The 17,002-nt window shown below is 68.3% G+C and carries 13 protein-coding genes; 4 read left to right on the top strand and 9 right to left on the bottom strand.

Going from position 1 to position 17,002, the window contains the following annotated elements:
• The 4 genes from ACFPZ3_RS41550 to ACFPZ3_RS41535 form a co-directional block, all read left to right on the top strand.
• On the top strand, positions 1 to 580 hold a 580-nt coding region (locus ACFPZ3_RS41550; RefSeq protein ID WP_379519867.1), incomplete at its 5' end, for a DUF4192 domain-containing protein.
• Between the two features lie 6 nt (positions 581 to 586).
• Positions 587 to 2,074, top strand: coding sequence for an ATP-binding protein (locus ACFPZ3_RS41545; RefSeq protein WP_379519866.1), 1,488 nt, complete (start codon positions 587 to 589; stop codon positions 2,072 to 2,074).
• 83 nt (positions 2,075 to 2,157) lie between these two features.
• Positions 2,158 to 3,195 carry a DUF932 domain-containing protein gene (locus ACFPZ3_RS41540; protein WP_379519865.1) on the top strand — a complete coding sequence of 346 codons (1,038 nt, stop codon included), beginning with the start codon at positions 2,158 to 2,160 and terminating at the stop codon, positions 3,193 to 3,195.
• 88 nt (positions 3,196 to 3,283) lie between these two features.
• Positions 3,284 to 3,766, top strand: coding sequence for a hypothetical protein (locus tag ACFPZ3_RS41535; protein ID WP_379519864.1), 483 nt, complete (start codon positions 3,284 to 3,286; stop codon positions 3,764 to 3,766).
• A gap of 258 nt (positions 3,767 to 4,024) precedes the next feature.
• On the opposite strand, the gene ACFPZ3_RS41530 is transcribed toward ACFPZ3_RS41535, so the two are convergent.
• The 9 genes from ACFPZ3_RS41530 to ACFPZ3_RS41490 all read right to left on the bottom strand — a co-directional run bounded on the left by ACFPZ3_RS41530 (position 4,025) and on the right by ACFPZ3_RS41490 (position 16,880).
• Positions 4,025 to 4,903 (bottom strand): PKD domain-containing protein, encoded by an 879-nt coding sequence (locus ACFPZ3_RS41530; protein ID WP_379519863.1) that lies wholly within the window; start codon positions 4,901 to 4,903, stop codon positions 4,025 to 4,027.
• Positions 4,904 to 4,935: 32 nt separating this feature from the next.
• Entirely contained in the window at positions 4,936 to 6,129 is a 1,194-nt protein-coding gene (locus ACFPZ3_RS41525; RefSeq protein ID WP_379519862.1) for a hypothetical protein, read from the bottom strand.
• A gap of 643 nt (positions 6,130 to 6,772) precedes the next feature.
• Complete coding sequence (locus ACFPZ3_RS41520; protein WP_379519861.1) at positions 6,773 to 8,080, bottom strand: C40 family peptidase; 1,308 nt, start codon at positions 8,078 to 8,080, stop codon at positions 6,773 to 6,775.
• Positions 8,077 to 8,985, bottom strand: coding sequence for a replication-relaxation family protein (locus ACFPZ3_RS41515; protein ID WP_379519860.1), 909 nt, complete (start codon positions 8,983 to 8,985; stop codon positions 8,077 to 8,079). The genes ACFPZ3_RS41520 and ACFPZ3_RS41515 overlap by 4 nt, the downstream gene beginning before the upstream one ends.
• 15 nt (positions 8,986 to 9,000) lie before the next feature.
• Entirely contained in the window at positions 9,001 to 11,349 is a 2,349-nt protein-coding gene (locus ACFPZ3_RS41510; protein ID WP_379519859.1) for a DUF8128 domain-containing protein, read from the bottom strand.
• Positions 11,346 to 13,097 (bottom strand): VirB4 family type IV secretion system protein, encoded by a 1,752-nt coding sequence (locus tag ACFPZ3_RS41505; RefSeq protein WP_379519858.1) that lies wholly within the window; start codon positions 13,095 to 13,097, stop codon positions 11,346 to 11,348. The genes ACFPZ3_RS41510 and ACFPZ3_RS41505 overlap by 4 nt, the downstream gene beginning before the upstream one ends.
• The gene (locus tag ACFPZ3_RS41500; protein ID WP_379519868.1) at positions 13,094 to 14,011 is read right to left on the bottom strand and encodes a PrgI family protein; all 918 of its coding nucleotides are present in this window, start codon (positions 14,009 to 14,011) and stop codon (positions 13,094 to 13,096) included. Before ACFPZ3_RS41500 ends, ACFPZ3_RS41505 begins: the two co-directional genes overlap by 4 nt.
• A gap of 11 nt (positions 14,012 to 14,022) precedes the next feature.
• Positions 14,023 to 15,663, bottom strand: coding sequence for a conjugal transfer protein TrbL family protein (locus ACFPZ3_RS41495; RefSeq protein WP_379519857.1), 1,641 nt, complete (start codon positions 15,661 to 15,663; stop codon positions 14,023 to 14,025).
• A 5-nt stretch (positions 15,664 to 15,668) separates the two neighbouring features.
• A complete protein-coding gene (locus ACFPZ3_RS41490; protein ID WP_379519856.1) occupies positions 15,669 to 16,880 on the bottom strand; it encodes a hypothetical protein in 1,212 nt (403 codons plus the stop codon).
• Between the last annotated feature and the right edge of the window lie 122 nt (positions 16,881 to 17,002).

Raw genomic sequence — 17,002 nt, 5'->3', positions numbered from 1 at the left:
CCTGCTGCAGCCGCTGGAGGGAGCGGACCGTGACGCCGTACGCGAAGCCACCCGCGTCGCGCGTCAGCGGGCCACCGCGTTGGGCACCGCAGCGCCCCGCTTCTGGTACCAGGAGGGCCTGCGGTGCGTCCACGCCGCCTTCGCCCGCCACGAGGCCGGGGAGTCGATCCCCGCTGGTGAGGTGGCGTGGCTCGGCCTGCTGCTCACCGCCATCCTGGTGCGTGATGCCGCGAGCCTGATGGTCGGCACCTATCCCGCCGCGGCCCACATCGCGCTGTGGAGCGAGGTGGCCCGCCGCGTCGAACCCGGCTACGTCGCCGCCCCCGCGACGCTGCTGGCCATAGCCGCCTACGGCTCCGGCGCCGGAACCCTGGCGCGCATCGCCGTCGATCGCGCTCGCGCCGACAATCCCTCCTACAGCATGGCGTACCTGCTGGATTACGCCCTCAGCCACGGCGTGCCGCCCTCCGCGGTGCACCAGATGCACGCCACCCTGACGACTGAAGAGCTGGAGACCCAGCTCATCACCTGCCCCACGGCGGCCCTGCCCCGGCTGCCCGCCCCGGTCGAAGGGCGGTGAAGGGGGATGGGCTTCGCCGTCACCTCCTCGGCCGTCGTGATCGGCCTGGCAGGCCACCTCGTCCGCATCGAGGCCGATGTCTGTCCCGGCCCGCCCGGCTTCCAGCTGATCGGCCTGCCGGACACCACCACGGCCCCGATCCGGGACCGGGTACGCGCCGCAATCCTCAACAGCGGCTACACCTGGCCGGACCAACAGGTCACGGTCACCGTACTGCCCTCCGGCCTGCCCGCCTACGGCTCCGCCCTGGATGCGGCCATCGCGATGGCCGTCCTGGCCGCCGCCGACCTGATCCCCGCTAAGGCACTGGCCCAGACCGCGTTCCTCGGCGAACTCGGCCTGGACGGCAGCCTGCGGCATGTCCGCGGGCTGACCTGCGCCATCCGTACGCTGACCGGCTCCGGCATCAGCGCCATCGCCGTACCCGCCGCCAGCATCGACCACACCGGACAGTGGGCGGTCATCCCCGCCGCCTCCCTGCCCGACCTGGTCGACCAGCTGAACAACGGCCCGACCCTGACCGCACCACCACCCGCCGCCATCGCGGAACACGCCCCCGGCCTGGACCTGGCCGACCTGCCCGGCAACCAGCCTGCCAAACGCGCCCTGGAGATCGCCGCCGCCGGTGGACACCACCTGCTCCTGCGTGGCAGGGGCACCGCCGCCGGGCTGGCCGCGTGCCTGCCCGCCCTCCTCCCGCCGCTGGACGCCGCAGGCCAGACCGAGATCTACGGCTTGTACGCACTCACCGAAATCCCGTGGCCGGGCCACCGGCCGTTGTGCACGCCGCACTACACCACCACCGTCGATGCGATCTTCGGCCGCAGCACCGACAACGGGGTACGCCCCGGCGCGGTGTCACTGGCGCACACAGGCGTGCTGTTCCTCGACGACGCCCCGGAGTTCGCCCGCAGCGTGCTGGACGGCCTGCGCTACCCGCTGGACACCGGCGAGATCATCCTCGCCGGTACCGGCGGCATCGTCCGCCTGCCCGCCCGCTTCCACCTCGTCCTGGCCACCCATCCGTGCCCCTGCCCGACCGGCTCCTGCCGCTGCACCCCGGTCAACCGGCAGCGCTACCTCAACCGGCTCGCCACCCTGCGCGACCGGATCGCCATCACCACCCCGATCCACCCGCACGACTGGAGCGCGAAGCCGGGAGAATCCACCGCCACCGTGGCCGCCCGCGTGGCCGAGGCCCGCGCCCGCGCCGCCCACCGCCTGACCAGCACCCCCAGACAGCCCAGTCAGCCCGGGCAGGCCGGGCAGACCAACGCCGACCTCACGGGGCTGGACCTGCGCACCACCCACCGCCTCGACCCCGACGCCCTCACCCCCCTCGACCCCCTGCTACGCCACGGCACCATCACCCCCACGGCGATGACCCAACTCCTGCGCCTGGCCTGGACCCTGACCGACCTGCGCGCCGCCGCCCGCCCCAGCAAGGACGACACCCGCCAAGCCCTGCGCCTGTGGCAGGGCCACCCCCTCTAACCACCCCCGCCCGGTAGCCCGGCACCCCGCACGGGGTGCCGGGCACCCTTCGCACGCGCCCAGCACAACAAGGAAGGCCCTCCATGTCCGCCGAAACGCTGACCTGGCTCAACAACAACACCCTCATCGGCTTCACCACCAAGCGCGGCACCGCCTGGCACTACCGCGCCAGCCGGCAGGGCGACGAACCCAACCACTACCCCGGCCCGATCCCGGTCGACGACGTCAAGCGCCGCCTGTTTCCCTGGGAACCCGTCGAAGGCACCATCGAGACCACCTACCTGACCGGCGACGGCGTCACCCGCCTCACCGACCCCGACCGCAAAGCCATCATCCGCCCCGACACCGGCCGCATCCTCGGCGTCTTCAAACAGGGCTTCCGCATCCACGAATACAAGCGCTGGCTCGTGGACCACATCGAAACCATCCTGGACGACGACCTGTCCATCGGCTCGGCCGGTCTGCTCAAGGGCGGCGCCGTGGCCTGGGTCCAGGTCGAGGTCCCCGATACCTGCACCACCCCTGAGGGCATTGCCTTCCGCCCGTTCCTGTCCGCGGCCACCTCACTGGACGGCTCCCTGTCCTCCACCTACCAGACCGGCGCCCAACTCATCGTCTGCGACAACACCCTGTCCGCCGCCCTGGCCACCAACAACGCCAAACGCGTCAAGATCAAGCACTCTCGCCGCTCCCTCGACCACGTCGCAGACGTCCGCGACGCCCTCGGCATCATCCACCAGATCGCCGACGGCTTCGCCGCCGAAGTCCAGCGCCTGTGCCGAATCGAGGTCTCCCGCAAGGACTGGACCACCTTCCTGGAGCGGCACGTCCCCGTACCGAAAGAGGGCGGCCGCAAGCGCACCCTGGCCGAGAACAAGCGCCACACTCTGGCCCGCCTTTGGGACTACGACCCGCGCGTCAGCCCCTGGCAGGGCACCGCCTTCGGCGTCGTCCAAGCCGTCAACACCTTCACCCACCATAACCAGACCGTGAGGGGAGCGGCACGGGCCGAACGCAACATGCACCGCATGGTCACCGGCGGCGTCGACGACCTCGACCTTGCCACCCTCCAGACCCTGGAGAAGGTGCTGAACCGCCCTCTCTTGACCGCAACCGTCTGACCTGGGCGGGGTGCGGCGCCCAGGAAGTTGCGCCGCACCCCGCCGCTGCGTGGCAGGATCGGGGAGAACGCCAGGCTCGGAGGGCGACATGAACGACGAGACAGCCGCGCTGCTCCACAACGTGACCGAACGGCTCCAAAAGAACATCCTCGCCCGCGACTGCCCCGCCATCGCCGCACTCCAAGGCCAACGCCTGCTCGTGCTCAGCGACTACGACTACCTCCGCGACCAGCAATCGGCACATGCCTTCGAGACAAGAGCCGCCGTCAAAGCGCGAGAAATCGGCGCCACCCGATGGATCTTCGCCGTACCCCAGGTGTGGGTGATCGCCACAGACAGCGTTTTCAGCCGCGCGGTGACGAATCATCCTCTGCGCGAAGGAGAGCAAGAAGCGATCACCTGGATGAGCTTCGACTCAGACGACGGCGTGGACTACGGCCGCGTGCCCTACACCCGCCGCCCCAACGGAGAACCGGTCTTCGACGAGCCAGAAATGTTCACCGTGGGCGTACGTCCCGCTGAGCACATGCCCGGTTACGTGTTGTTGCAAAGTCTCTCTTCAAACGAGTAGCACTGAGCTTGTTTCGCTTTGACGGACACCGGCAGCGTGATGGTGAGGCTTCCGCGACATCCTCGTAGTCAGCAGGGCTAGCGTAGCCCAGGCTAATATAGGCCGTGCAAGTTGTACCGGCCCTCGACGAACAAAAGTGTCGCACCGTGCGCGGCAGTGCCCAGTTCCGCCGCGCTGCTTTTACCGCCCGGCGCGTTCATGAGAGACAGCTCCGGCCCCGGGCGCATCCGGTGATGCGTCCGGGGGTAGGGCACACATTTATAGGGGAGTTACGTCCTTAGCGAACGAATTGGATGCACCTTTGTCGTCGGTAACTGTGAGTGTCGCCTTGTATGGGCCCGAGCCAGTATACGTGTGCTGTGCTTGCTTCCCCTCGGCAGAGCTACCGTCACCGAAGTTCCATTGATATTTGACAATGGTGCCATCGGAATCGGTTGCGGCTTTGGCGTCGAACATGCAGGTGTCGATACATAGGTAGTCGAAGTAAGCCTGTGGTGGAACATTGTCTGGCGGTTGCTCGTCCTTGAGCACGGCGTATTTGCGTGTCCAGCCAGTCCGCCCTTTGCTGTCCGTAGTTGTTAATTCCACGGCGTAGCGGCCAAGGGCAGTGTAGCTGTGATCTAGCACAGCACCGGTGCCGGTACTGCCATCGCCGAATCGCCATGCGTAAGAGGTGATGGTCGCCGTATCATCACTTGCAATGGCGCTACTGGCGTCAAATCCGCACCACAGTCGCTTGGCATCGCAAGTGATGGCGAAAGTCGACTGCGGATTGAGAGCGACTTCGATATCGCGTGAGGTCGAGGCTGTCTCGCCACCGAGGGTGACGGTGAGTGTCACCTTATAGACACCCTTGGCTGGGTAGCTGTGAGTTTGTGAGGCCCCTTGTCCTGCGGGTGAGCCATCCCCGAAGTTCCAACTGTAGGTGTCGTAGGTTTGCCCATTGCCTACTACCGCGAGGAGGATCCGGGTCGTGACGCACGTGCCGGCAGCACTGACACTGCTGGTCAGTGGACAATCTGGTGCCGCCGCAAAGGTTGGAGGAGTGATAGCCGCGGAAGCGCTGGAGCATGCCCCAATCAAGAGGGCTACCGCTGACAGAAGGCTGAGTATTATCCGTGATAAGGTTTGTTGCATGCCTATCCTTTGTACCTGATCTTCCCTTTAGCTTACTGGGCTAGCGCCCAGTAAATCTCGTCAGCATTGGATGCCCAGGTATTGCTACCGACCATGCAGAATTCGATGTTGCCGACGAATTTCTCGACCGTTTCGAACTCCCACGTCACCTTGAACGAATCTGTCCAGGCTGTGGTAGCTCCCAGCTTGAGGCCGCCGATCTCGGCTGCTGACACGTATTTCATATTGTTGCCTGACGTCTTTTCGACCTTCCCCATATTCTCGTGGGGAGTGCAATCCCAGTATTTGCTGGCGTAGATGGGGCTGTCCGGGCCACGATCATCCATCGGGATGTCCGTCACTTGGGAAATCTCTCCGGTCCATGCAGTAGCCTGCCTGACCCGATAGCAGACTGCAAAATTGCAGTACTTAGTGTCGACATAATTCATGCCAAGCTTTATGTAGGCGGCAGCACCAACATATTTGGTGGTGGCCGCGAGGATGTAGTCGCGCGTGAAGCCGGCGTTTGTCCCTATGTGCACCGACCCGGAAATCTTCCACGAGATCAGACCCCCCTCGCCGGACTCCGCGCCTACGCCGGTCTCAATCTCGGAGCTGACCGTCTGACCGTAGGTGAACGTCGCCTTCATGTTCCCTTCGATTTCGACTCGGGCCGCTGTGGTTGCAACGTTCTCACAAGTTGTCTCACAGTCGACCTCGGTCGCTTCCAGGGTCAGCGAACCGTCATTGGCGCTGGCTGTGAACGGCTGCGCCACCGACGAGCCCTTATCGGTGGCGGCTCGCATCTGCGGAGAGACAGGCACGTTGACCTGCGCGGACGGCTTGGAAGACCGGTCGATCCACCGCTGGCCGTCGTACCTGCGGGTAAAGTGCTGAACATCGTACATGTCTCCGTCGACGACGAGTAACATGAAGTTGTTCCAGCCGCCCTGCTTGGCCGCTGACTTGGTGATCCCACTGGTATTGCCTGCCAGGGGCAGGGAGAACCGCCCGCTACTGTCAGTCGTGGTGTGGGCTAGGGATGCGAGCTTGCCGCTTCGTTGCTCGGCGTCGAAGACGTATATCTTGGCCGAGCCAGCAGCGGTGTCATCCCGCAGAGCAGCGCTACCGATGGTGCCGGCGATCAACGTGTCGTCGACACTCTGAGTTACAGACGCGGGTGCTGGACTGCCTAAGCCGAGCACTAACAGGCTCGCGCTTAGGATGAGAAGCAGTGCCTTGCGCATTAGACTCCCTGTTGCATCGATGATGCTCCACGGGCGGGGACCTGTCGCCAAACGGAACCCCCGTCCGTGGACTAAAAGCGATGGCACCGGCTGCCTAAACCTCCCGACAGGCGAACATTTCCCCCTACCGGTGCACATTCGGGCATATAGTAAGTAAGTATTCGCATTTTATGCAATACCTTGTTTGCCCCTAGCATGCATGCTAGGGAGCGCTCCCAGTCGCTGTTGTTAAATGAGGTTTACCCAGGTCAAAGCCATGAGTCGAGAGGTTAATTCCTTTCGTTGACTGCCTGGTCGGAGACGAAGCGTTCTCATGTCGTGAGACCAAGTGCACAGCTTGAATGCGTAGAGTCATTGGCTTGTTACGGATAGCGTTTGGTGCGGTACGACCGGACTTGCGGCACGGGCAGAGGGGTGGGTACACGCCCGCGGAGCAGGAGCTGTGGGAGTACGGCTGCAGGCGGCCGAGGCGGGAGAGTTGACCAGGGCGATCACGGCTCGGCTACGGGTGCACGAGCGGTCGTTGGCGCGTTGGCGTAAGGAAAGCTGTCTGCCATGCAGCACGCCAAAGAAGGGCCCGCGCCAGGTGCGCGAGCCGCTTCTTGACTGGCCCACAGGTGGAGATCGTTAGCTGACGCGGTGACTACCCAGGGCGTACGGCTCCTGCGTATTCGACTTCCCGTGTGGCCGTCCAGTGTCCGATCTGGACTTTGCTGCCGGTGGTTGGTGCGTGGACGTACTGTTTGCCGTCGATGTTGAGGACGACGTGGTGGATGGTGGCGGGGTTGTTGGGGTTGGTGGCGAAGAAGAGTAGGTCGCCGGGCTTGAGCTGGGAGCGCGGGATGCGAGCGCCCGCGTTCCATTGAGTTGAGGTGTGGCCGCCGATCTTCACTCCGGCTTTGGCCCAGGCGTATTCGGCTAGTCCTGAGCAGTCGAAGCCCTTGGTGGCGGCGCCGTGCTTGATGCCGAAGCTGGGTCCGGAGGGGCCTCCTCCGCCCCAGGAGTAGGGCACGCCGATCATTTTAAGGGCGGCGGCCAGGGCGATGGCGCCGCGGCCGGAGGTTCGGATGGCGGCGAGGGTCTCCGGATCGAGCACCTCACTGATCTTCCGGCTCAGTTCATCGCAGACGCGTTCTGCGACGGTGGTGACGATCTTTTCGGCTAGCTGGCCGATATCGGGTTTCGCGCTGCGGCGGGCGCTGGGGAGCTTGCCGGCGTTGAGGGCTTCCTGGATGTCGGCGACGAGGGTGGCGCGTGGAACGCCGAGTGAGGTCGCCAGTTCGAGGCTGCCGCGTACCGCGTTGAAATCTGTTGCGGAGAGTCGCAGGGTGTCGCCGGTTTTCCGTGACGTTCTTGGCTTCGCGGGGCGTTCTGCCAAGGTGGTGGAGAGGCGTTGGGCGCGGGTTTCGTGCTTGGCGTAGGCGTTGGGGAAAGCTGATCGCTGGATCGCTTGGGCGACGGCCGTCAGGGGTTTGCCCTCCCAGTTTTTGATCTTGACCAGGCGGGAGAGGAAGGTCTGGGTGGCATAGCGCGGGTTGGTGACCTGGGCCTGGGTTCCCCAGCCGTACTCGGGGTGCTGCTGGAAGAGACCGAAGGCTCGGCCGTCGTCTCCTATGGTCGCGTTGTTGAGCTTGGATTCCTGCAGAGCGGTGGCGAGGGCGATGATGGCGGCCCGGGGCGGCAGTCCGAGACCTTGGGTCGTGCTGATGATGATGCGTGCGTTGGCCATCTGCTGTGGGGTGGGGGAGATGGTCTTGCTGCTGCGCTTGCGTGGAGGTGCAGGCTTCGGTTCCTTCCTGACGTAGGCGCAGACGGCGGAGGCGAGGCGGTCTGGGTCGGCGGTGGTGGTGGCGTACTGTCCGCCGCCGGCCATGCCGCCGATGAGGGCGATGCTGGAGATGAGGCCGCCGCCGGCGGCGATGGCCTTGGCGAGCCCGGCTTCGAGGATCATTCGTTCTCCTCCGCCTCTTCCTCGTCCTCGGCGTCCTGGTCGGGGGCGATCTGGGGGCCGAGGCCGGGCCAGTGTTTGGCGAGTTCGGCGAGGCGGAAGCGGGGGTGGTCGAGGTCGGTGGGGAGCCAGCGGGCGCCGGCGGGTCCGTCGTCGACGGTGCCGTGGACGGTGGCGGCGTGGCCGGTGGCGACGGGGACGAACATGTTGGCGGGGTGGTGCTTGAGTTTGTTGCGGAGGTTGGCTTCGCGGCGTTCGCCTTGGACCCAGAACAGGACGGGGGTGACGATGCGGCTGGATTCGGTGAGGCGGGCGTAGCCGTCGAGTTTGTGGGCGACGCGGTCGAGGGGTTCGGTGCCGGTGTCGTATTCGAGGAAGAACTCCAGGGTGTGGGCTCCTTCGGTCCAGCGGGCGTAGGCGTCGGGGCGGGTCATGGGGGCCCATTCGGTGGCGCAGCGGTGTTCGGGCCACCAGGTGGTCAGGTCGGTGAGGGGGTGGCGGCGGGCGTGGGCGTGCAGGCTGGTGGCGATGCCGTTGGTGCCGACGGTGTGGGCCAGGCGCTGGCTGTAGACGATGGACAGGATGCGGTCGCGGCGGTAGCCGTACTCGCTCAGTTCGATGCCTTCTTCGGAGGCGAGGACGGCGGCGGCGGTTTCGCCGATGACGTAGTGGTAGGGGGCGGTGCCCATGGCGGGTGGGAGGTTGGGGCGGAAGCGTTCCAGCAGGCCCATGCGGGTCAGGGCGAGCAGGCGGCGGCGGGCGGCGTCGTCGGTGTCGAAGAACATCTCGCTGGCCTGGGGTGAGGTCAGGACGCGGAAGTCTCTGGTCAGGCGGATGAGTTTGCGGTCGCGGTCGGTGAGGCGGGCGGCCAGCTGGGTGAGCATGGTGGGCGTGTAGCGGATGGACATGATGGGTTTCCCTTTCTAGAAGGTGCGCCGGGCGTCCGGCTTGGGCGTGGCGGTGGTGGTCGTACGGCCGTGCGCGTGTGCGGCGGCGGCGCGCAGGCGCACGGCGGCCTCGGGGGAGGGGTCGGGGAGTTGCCGGGTGCGCAGCGTGAACGGCGGCGCTTCGGCGGAGCGGACGACGAGGCGGGCCGCGACCTGGTAGGCGTCGAGGTTGGCCAGGTCGTGCGCGGTCAGGAACGGGGTGAAGTGGTGTTCGACCTCGCGGGCGTCCTCCGGCGAGAGGGAGAAGTAGATCTTGTTGCGGGCGTCGGAGGAGATGGCGTGCCGCAGCTGGCGGGGCATCTGGGCCAGGTGCTGATGGGCGAGGATGAGGGAGATGCGGTAGGCGCGGGCCTCGGCGAGCATGTCCGACAGGGCGTGCGGCAACGTGAGGAAGTTCTGGCACTCATCCACGTACATGGCGGCCGGGCTGCGGGAGCGGCCGATCTTGGCGCGGCGGGCGGCGGCCTGCCACACCTGGGCCAGGACCATGGAGCCGAGCAGCCGGGCCGAATCGTCGCCGAGCACACCTTTGGGGAGCCTGACGAGCAGGACGCCGCCGTTCAGGACGTCGTTCAGGTCGAAGGTGGAGGTGGCCGAGCCGATCACGTCGCGGACGAAGGGGCGTAGCAGGAAGGCGCGCAGCTTGTTCATGATGGGGGCGGTGACGTGGGCCTGGGCGGGTTCGGACAGGGTGCAGTACCAGGTCCAGAAGCCGCGCAGGAGCGGGTCGTCGAGGGTGGCGATCTGGCGTTGGCGGAAGGTGATGTCGGAGAGCAGGGTGGGGATGTCGGCGAGGGTGCCGTTGTTGCGGGCCAGGGTGAGGGCGCAGCCGCGCAGGATGTCGTCGGTGCGCGGTCCCCAGTTGTCGGCGTAGATCTGGTGGAAGATGCCGACCAGGTTGTCCACGCCCATGGCCAGGTCCGGCCCGCCCAGGACGTTCAGGGAGGGGCGGGGGTGACGGTCGTCGGGGTCGATCAGGACGAGCTTGTCGCCGCGCTCTTCGGGAATCAGGCCGAGCAGGTCGCGCACCAGGTCGCCCTTGGCGTCGATGACCACGGTGCCGCGACCGGAGCCGATGTCGGACAGGATCATCTGGGCCAGCAGGGTGGATTTGCCGGTGCCGTTCGGGCCCAGCACGTGGACGTGGTGGAAGGAGTCAGCGACGCGCAACGCGACCGGACGCTGGTGTCCGGCGTCGGAGAAGCCGAGCGCCTTGGCGTGCGCGCCGCCGTGGGAGATCTTCGGGGACGGCGGGACGGTGTTGGCTCCCGCGCGCTGCAGCCCGGGGACGGCGGCGTCCAGGGGGAGATGGGCGATCGCGGCCAGTTCGGGCACCGACAGCAGGTAGCCGCGGCGCATCCGGCGGGAGGCCAAGCGGGCGACGGGCCGGCGCAGCCGCCGGCGTTCCAGCCGGTTGTGCCCGCTGAACAGGGCGAAAGCGGAGGCGATCGCGTGGGCCCGGCCACGAACCCCGTTGCGGCGAATCTCACGCAGCTCCGCTGCGGGGTCGTCGTCGGCCTGCACGACGTAGCGGATCGCGACCTCGTAGCGCGAGTGGTGGGCCTTGTCCCTGATGGCCCGCGCCTCAGCAGACTCCTCCAGCCGATCGACGCCGTTGATGGGTGGCCGGGTCGATCGTGGTCCGGGGACGACCAGGTCGAGGAGGGCTCGGATCAGCCGGGCTGCGGTGCCGCTACCGATGCCGGTGAGGCGGCTGCCGGTGGCCGGGCGGGCGAGGACCTGGACGCAGCCGTGTTGCCAGCCGGGCATGCCGACCGCCGCGCCGAGGAGGGCGCGCAACGGGTCGGTGTGGTGAGCGTGGCGGAGCGGTAGTCGTTCGGGTCGGGCCAGGACGAGGTGCCCGCCGGTGGCGTGGCCGTCGCGTGGTACGGGCGGGGTGACCTGGTGCAGGGTGGTGCGGGCGGAGGGCCAGGCGGCTTCGATGGCGTGTTCGACGAGGTATTGCGGGATCGTGCCGGGCACCCACAGGCGGATGGTGACGCCGCCGGCGCCGAAGCCGTATTCGAAGCTGAGGTGGGGCTGGCCGAACAGCAGCCGCTTCCACGCGGGCCGTAGCAGTCCGATGAGGTTGTTCCAGAGGGCTTCGGCGCCGGGCATGGTGGCGGTGGGTGGGGCGAGGATCTCCACGCAGCGCGCACCACGCGTGAGGCTGCGGTGCCGCACCCGGACGGTGACCGCGCTGGTCAGGATGGTGAGGACTTCGATGCCGAAGGCCACGGCGATCAGTTGCCAGGCGTAGGCGTGCAGCCAGTGGAGTGCCTGTTGCAGGACGGCGTCGGGGTCTTGGAGGAGGTCGTAGATCACAGCTCGGGCTCCTCGTAGTCGAGTTCGGCCAGTTCCTGGGGTGAGGAGGTGACGAGTTCGTGTTCGCGGGCGCTGGAGATCACCTGCAGCGGGCAGCGCTGGCCGCTGGTGCCGGCGGTGAGCAGGCCGGTGCCGCGTTCGGCGGACAGGAGTAGTTGCCGTTCGCCGTCGGAGAGGTGGAAGGCTTCGGCGACCGTGTCGATGGCCTGGGGTGCCTGGCGGAGCAGGATCTGGGTGGTGGAGTTGGCGACGATGGCCTGGCCGAGGTCGGAGCCGAGCAGGTCGGCGGCGTCCTGGGTGATCACGGACAGGCCGGCCCAGTGTTTGCGGGCAGATTTGGCCATCCGCAGCAGGAACCGGGCGCCTTCGGGGATCTTCATCAGCAGCCAGGCCTCATCGACCACGACCAGGCGGGGGCGCCGGTTGTAGGGGTCGGAGACGCGCCGCCAGATCGCGTCCAGGGTCAGGAGGGTGCCGACCGCTTTGAGCTCGTCGGGCAGGTCGCGCAGGGAGAAGACGATCAGGTGGGAGTCGGGGCTGGTGGTGGTGGGGCCGTCGAACAGCTGGCGGTGGCTGCCGGACACGTACGGGGCCAGGCCGGCGGCCAGCTCTTTGGCTTGCGGGTCGGGGTCGCATGCCAGGGCCTCGGCGAGGTCGCTCAGCAGTGGGGGGCGGCGGTTCCAGGTGTGGGCGGCGGTGGTGATGCCGGCGTGGCGGTAGGTGGCCAGGATGGCGCGGTCGAGGGCGGCTTTGGCGGTGTTGGTGAGTGGCTGGCCGAGCATGACGGCGGTCAGGGTGTGCAGGAACAGGGCACGGCGGGTGAGCGGGTCCTCGCCGCGCTGGCTCGCCGGGGGCAGGTCGAGCGGGTTGAGGCGGACCTTGGGGGCGCCGAGGTGGACGTAGGCGCCGCCGACCGCGTGGGCCAGGCGGGCGTACTCGTCTTCGGGGTCGATGACGGCGACCTCGATGCCCGCGTACAGCGAGCGCAGCGCTTCGAGTTTGGTGAGGTAGCTTTTGCCGCTGCCGGAGCGGGCCAGGGTGACGGAGTTGTGGTTGTCCTGGGCGAAGCGGTCCCAGGCGACTAGGGAGGCGCTGGCCATGTTCGCCCCGTACAGCACGGCGGTGGCGCCGAGGTCGGTGGTCAGGTCGGGGCTGGTGAAGGGGAACGCCGCCGCCAGCGCGGGGGTGTCGAACGTCCGCCGCATGCCGAGGTTGTCGTAGGCGAACGGGAGTGTGGAGACCCAGCCCTGCAGCTGCCGGAACGTCACCTGCCGGGCGTCCAGAAGCAGCGAGGCGGCCAGCGCACGTACCTGGGCGCACGCGTCGTCGAGCTCGTCTTGCGTGCCCGCGTGCACGGTGAGGTAGATCGAGGCCCGGAAGAGCTTGGCTTGGCCGCGTGCGATACGGGCGGCGAGGTCCTGGGCGTCTTCGGCGGCGGCCTCGGCGCCCGGGTCCAGCAGCCGACCGTGCTCATGGTCGGAGCGCAGGCCGGACTCCAGCCGGGCCAACTGCTTGCGCAGCCGGTCGGTGGCCACCAGCGAGGGGACGGGTTCGACGTGCAGGGAGACGTCGAGCCGGCCGGGGTAGGTGAGCAGCGGCTCCAGCCAGCCGGCGGCGACCTCGCGGGGGAAGCCGGTGATGGCCAGCGTCGCGCACAGACTGCCGCCGACGGTCAGGTGCCGGGCGTCGACGGTGACGGCGTCGGGACCGTAGCGGGTCGGCGGGGCAGGGGTACGGCGGATTCTCAACCGGGGCCTCCGGTCGTGATGACCTCGCCGGGCAGGGCCAGGTCGTCGGGCAGAGGAGGGGCGGCGGGGTCGAAGCAGGAGGCCAGCAGCGCGATGACGGCTCGGGTGTCCAGGAGCCGGGCGGTCAGCCCGCAGGAGCCGAGCACCCGGGATGCCTCCTCCAGCCGGCGCAGCGCCCGTGCGGCGGCAGCGTCCCGGCCGCTCGCATTGGCGGCCGGTTCACGGATGATCAGCAGCACCTGGCGGCGCAGCAGGTCGTGACGGGCCGACAGATCTTCCAGGAAGGCGGCATGTTCCAGCGCGGCCGAGGCGAGCGCCGGATGCGGCAGCCCGCGAGCGTTGTCCTGCAGGGTCGCGATCGTGTCGGACAGGTCCACGCGCTCGGCCCGGACCAAGATCTGGGCGGGGCCGGACAGCGCGTTGAGCCAGCGGCCGAACACCGCCACCAGGGCGTCCTGCTCATCGGGGGTACGCAGGGCGAAGCTGACGGTGGAGATCTCGGCCACCGCGGCGACACCGTCCGGGCCCAGGTCGATCAGGCCGTCACCGGCCACGCCGCGGGCGGGCAGCTTGAGCGGAGCGGGCGGGCGCCGCCCGGTGGCGGCTATCCAGGCAGGTGGCATGGGCATGTCCTCGGTGGAAGAGACCAGGTGCTTGGGGGAGCGCCGGTAGCGGATGGCCGCCAGCACGTAGCGATCCAGGGAGATGCCGTCGTGCCGGCCGATGGCCAGCAGGACCGCGCCGACCGCGATCGGCGCGGCCACCGCGACACAGACCAGCGGCGGCACGTGATCGGCGGCGAGGGTGTAGGCGGCGTAGAGCAGAGCTCCGGTGCCGGCCAGGATGGCCACCTGCCGGGCGGTGAACGAGCCGATGATCTTGTCGGGCTGTTCCACGTCTGCGGGTATCCGCACTGCCTGCCAGTTCACCGTTCTTCACCGCCAGGGCGTCGGGTGCGGCGTCCTTGACCGCTGCCTGGCGGGAAGCGACGACCGGCAGAGGACGGGGGCGCCGGGTTGTTGCCGGGCGGAACCCATGCCGTTGGCGCGGCCGGCGGCATGGTCGTTACGGGGCGTCTGGCCGGGGGTGCGGGACGCCTGGGTGCTTGCGCGTCATTCGCCGGAGAGCTGTCCGGCGGCGTCCATGGCTGGACGGGGTTGGACGACCAGCGTCGGTAGGCCTGGGATGTCTCGGGGCTGCCCCAGGAGACCGGAGCGTGCGGGTCGGGCGGCATCCAGCGCCGGTTGGCCGATTGCCAGCGCGGCTGTGCTCCCGGCAAGGCGGGATGCGCTGGTGTCGTGCTGGGCCGGGTTCTGCCCTGGCTCCCTGCGGGAGTGGCAGCCTGTCCGGCCGCCCCTGCCCCACCGCGGGCAGTGAGTGCCGTTGCCGCGGCAGTGCCGGCCGGGCCGCCGATCGCGGTGGCAATGACCTTGCCGGTCACGGCCCGGGTTGCCGTCCTGCCGATGCCGCTCCTGCCCCGGCCGCCGGCCCGGCTTCCGCTGCCGCCTCGGCCGAGGTGCATGGCGCGCAGCACGGGTGTGGTCAGTTTGGAGATCACGGCGTACTTCACGATCCGCAGCACCGTCGACCCGCGGCCGCCGCCCTGGATGAAGATCCTGCGTGAGATCCAGGAGGGGATGCGCACCAGGATGATCAGCAGGCAGAGGGCGAGGATGAGGTTGGTGAGTTGCCCGTTCGGGGTGATGCCGAGCAGGAACCGGCCGTCCTGGTTGAAGAAGATCCGTACGGCCAGGACCAGCGTGAGCGACTGCGCGACCTGGATGACCAGCAGGCCGCCGAAAGCCCGCCACCAGAACCGGGCCAGCCCCTCGGTCTGCGGCAGCACGTGGAACGCCAGCGCCAGAGGCGCGGCCACCACCAGCAGCAGGACCAGCGCCATGCGCATCATGAAGCTGACCAGCAGCATGATCATCAAGATGATCGCGACGAGGTCGAGCAGAATGTAGAAGATCTGCGTGTTGGCGGGCGGCAGGATGAGCCAGCGCAGCTGAGCCGCCGCCCGCTGGCTGTCGAAGTCCTGCCCGAGCACCGCCTTCGACACCGCGTTGGCCGCTTCCACGACCTTGCCGCAGATCAGGAAGCTGGTGTTGGTCGCCAGGATGGCCATGGCCAGGCGCGGCAGCACCTCTTTGACCGCGTACCGGGTCTGCACCGTCTGATGCCCCATCGCCGTGATCGCGCCGATCGTGGCCAGCAGCACGAACGCGGAGTTGGCGATGGCGGCGGTGGCCGTCCACAGGTCGAACAGCCGCTCGTTGCCGGCCACGTCGGGGGTTGCCAGCAGCGTCACCGCGAGCGCGTCCAGCAGCGGCTTCATCGCGGAGGCGACCAGGGTCGCGAACCAGGAGTTGATCTGCTTGGTGATCCAGTCGCCGAACCCGAAGGTCACCGTCGGCGGGGACGGCAACTCCGGCGAGGGCGAAGGCGCGGGCGGCGGTTCCGGCAGCGCCCACGCGCTGCCGGCGGCAACGGTGAGCGTGGCTGCGGCAACGGCGGCAATGAGCAGGCCACGCACGGTTGCCGCGAGCAGGGGTGAAGGGCTCATCAGGCTCACCCACCGCCCACGATGCCCTTGAGCACGGCCACGAACAGCGGCGCCAGCACGGCAAGGCCGTAGCCGAAGGCCGCGGCCTTCAGTGCCGCCTTGGCCTTCTGCACCTCGCCCGGATCCCCGCCTGCCACCAGATAGCGCAGGCCGCCGATGGTGAGCATGAGCGTTGCCAGCGCGGCAAGCAGGCCGATCATCCAGTTCCGCAGGTTGTCGAAGACCGCGTTGAGATCCTTCGGCGGAGCGCCGGACGCGAGCGTCGGCATCGTTGTTGCCGCTGTCTCGGCCAGCGCGGCCACCGCGACAGCGGCAAGCACAACGGCAACCAGTGCCGCCATCGCCACGCAGCGCAGGAAACGCAGCCGACGATGCCGGCGCAGGAGGGTGTGGATCCGCGCGGAGCCGGTGGGGCTGCCCCGGCCTCCCTTCACATTGATGGTGATGGGCTTCGGATCTGAGGTGATCCGGCTCCGCGCGGAAGTCTTCGGGTTGTGCTGCGCCCTGCGCCGCAGCGAGGACGCGATCGCCAGCGACCGCGCCGGTCCGACATCTCCAGCCACAACGGCATCGGCCACGAGCGATTCACGCCGCTGCCGCTGCCGTTGTGCCGTTGCCGGAGACAGATCGAGGCCGTTGCCCTGCGGCCGTACGTGTTCGAGCAGCACACCGGCGATGTCCATGCCGACCGCCTCGGCCAAGACAACAACCGGGTCCGGCCGCGCCGGCATGGCCTGCACGAATCCGGCCTCGGCCGCCTGGCGGACCCGCTCGCCGGCGCACCTGGCGGTGGTGCACATGCGCGGCAGGATGTCCGGCCGGTCGATGTCGCTGTCCTTCACCGCCGTGATGAAGCCGCGCACCACCGTGGCCTCGATGACACCGGGATCTCCGGCACCCTCGTGCAGGCAGAGCCGGCCGCAGATGCGCCGCAGGGTCGGCAGGGCCATCCCGATCGTTGCTATCCGCCACTGCGGACCCTCCCACCGGGCGCGAGTGACGAGCTCACGCCAGACGGCATCGCGGGCGGCAAGGGGCAGCGCGGGCGAGGCCAGCAGGTCGCGAAGCTCCAGCAGCGGAATCTGACGCTGCGGCAGCTCGGCCGCGAGCGTCCTGCCATCAAGGCCGAGGCCGGCGGGAGCGTTCGAGAGAAGTCGGAAGACACGCTCGGCGACATTGAGCGGAGAGACGTTCGGCTCGGGAAGGTCGGTACGCATCGGGCTGCTCCACTGCGAGAGGAAGTTTCGGTCTCGCAGCCCTGTTTAGGAACCACCTCTGGCAAGCCTTAGGCGCTCCTATTCGCGATCTTGGGCGGCAAACATGAGCACCTCGATCCGCC

This window comes from Nonomuraea insulae, from assembly GCF_042656245.1.
Note: the sequence above shows the minus strand (reverse complement) of the source record. Positions and strands in the feature narration are given on the sequence as shown.